Source organism: Holdemania filiformis DSM 12042 (assembly GCF_000157995.1).
In the GTDB taxonomy this organism is placed as follows: Bacteria; Bacillota_I; Bacilli_A; order Erysipelotrichales; family Erysipelotrichaceae; genus Holdemania; species Holdemania filiformis.
Window position 1 is genome coordinate 169618 of record NZ_GG657558.1, and the last position, 1955, is coordinate 171572.

Genomic DNA, 1955 nt, shown 5'->3' on the forward strand with positions numbered 1-1955 from the left:
TTCCGTCTGGGAACTGATTTAAGGCAGGATCGATCCGATGAGCGGCTCCAGCTGCGACGCCGGCATCGGTTTCGCGAAATGAAAGCCCTGATACAACGTGATCGGATAGGCTTCCAGCAGCTTCAGAATGCGGGCGTTTTCCACCCCTTCCGCCACCAGACGGATGTTCAGCTTCCGGCACAGCGATACAACGCTTTCAATGATCGCCAGATCCACCTGATTTTGTTCGGTTAAATCGCGGATAAACGACTGATCGATCTTCACTGAATCGGCCGGCAGATTGCGGATCAGAAGCAGCGTGGAATAAGCGATGCCGAAATCGTCAAGCGACAGATTGAAGCCGAACGCGCGCAGACGCGCAAATTCCCGGGCCAGCCCGTCAAAATCCTCGACCTGGCAGCTTTCCGTCAGTTCGATCGCAATTTGACGCGGATTGATTTTTAGCCGTTTGGCTTCCGCGATCAAAAAGTCACTGAAACCGGAGTCCTTAAACTGCAGATAGGAAACATTGAACCCGGTGATAAAATCCGGGCTTTTCTGCTGCCAAACGCGGGCCTGGGCAAACACCTCGCGGACGATCCAGCGGCCGACGGGCAAAATTTCACCGGTGTTTTCCAACAGCCGGATCATCTCCCCGACATCCGAATCCGCCTTCCAGCGCAGCAGCGCTTCGCAGCAGACCACGCGGTGATCGTGATCGACTAACGGCTGATAGACCAGTGAAAACCCTTCGCAGTCATGGCTGACCGAGCGGACCAACGTTTGCTTCAGGCCGCTTAAGCGGCGGTATTCCCGCGAAACCTCCAAGCTGAAAAAGACCAGCTGCGAACGGCGGTGCGCCTTCCCATGCGCCAGAGAATGCTCCAGCTTGCTGATAACGGCTTCCTGCGTTATTCCATCCTGCGGCGTACAGACTGCGCCGCCGGTGATTTCCAGGCTGACCTGCCGGCTGCCCAGTGCCTTGGCCGCCTGCGCCAGCGACTGAAACAGCTGCTGTGCCTGGCAGCAGGTGCCGCCCGGGATAAAGATCGCGAATTCATCGCCTTCAAACCGGTACAGCGCCGCGGTCTGCGGGCAAATCCGGCGCAGCTGTACGGCGAAATCCGCGAGAATCTCATCCCCGCCGCGATATCCATAATTATTGATGACTTCCCGGAAGCCGTCGAAGCCCACGACCATCACGACGCCGTGAGTGCAGGCAAAATTCAAATCGGCGAACTCCCGCATCGTTGGCAAGCCGGTCAGCGGATCAATTTTATTGCGCGCGTCCAGGCGCGTCATCATGCCGGCGAACAGCCACGGTTCGCCTTGTTCGTTTTTCATCATCGTGCCGCGGCATTCCAGCCACACATAATCGCCCGCCTGACTGCGCGCCCGGTATTCGCAGCTGTGATGCGTTTTCACTCCGGTAAAAACATCCTGAATGTCCTTCAGGTAGCGGCCGCGGTCATCCGGATGGATTTTCGCCATCCACAGCTCGGCGGCGTTTTCCATATATTCGCCCGGCAGGCCGAAAAAGGTAACGGCATTCTTCGACCAGTGCGATAAATCCTGCTTGACGTCGCAGACATAGATATAAACCTGTTCAGAGGCCTCGGAAAAAGCGGTGAACAGGGCGTTGTCCAAAATCGTAGGCATCCGTTTTCCCCTTTCGTATCCTTTTCTATTTTAGGGAATTCCTGCCAAATTTCAAATTGATTACCTAAACGAGATGTTTTTCGACTTAAATCAGCGTCAAATACAGCCCAGATGCGCCAAGGCCCGGGCGATGCCGTCCTGATCGGACGAAGTCGTCACATAGTCGGCCAGCGCTTTGACTTCCTCCACCGCGTTGCCCATCGCCACCGCGGTGCCGGCCAGCTTCAACATTTCCACATCGTTGTAATTATCCCCAAACGCCGCGACTTCCCCGCGCGCAATCCCCAGCTGATCGATCAGCTCCTGCAATCCGACCG

The 1955-nt window shown here is 56.2% G+C and carries 2 protein-coding genes; both read right to left on the bottom strand.

The genetic code is table 11. The features are described from left to right. Positions 1 to 18: 18 nt before the first annotated feature. Positions 19 to 1638 carry a GGDEF and EAL domain-containing protein gene (locus HOLDEFILI_RS11470; protein ID WP_006059871.1) on the bottom strand — a complete coding sequence of 540 codons (1620 nt, stop codon included), beginning with the start codon at positions 1636 to 1638 and terminating at the stop codon, positions 19 to 21. 96 nt (positions 1639 to 1734) lie between these two features. After that, a partial coding sequence (locus HOLDEFILI_RS11475) for an HAD hydrolase family protein (RefSeq protein ID WP_006059872.1) occupies positions 1735 to 1955 on the bottom strand: 221 nt, incomplete at its 5' end.

Excerpts from the sequence above, each read along its gene's own strand:
- HOLDEFILI_RS11470 (WP_006059871.1), bottom strand. The coding sequence starts at position 1,638 with ATGCCTACGATTTTGGACAACGCCCTGTTCACCGCTTTTTCCGAGGCC.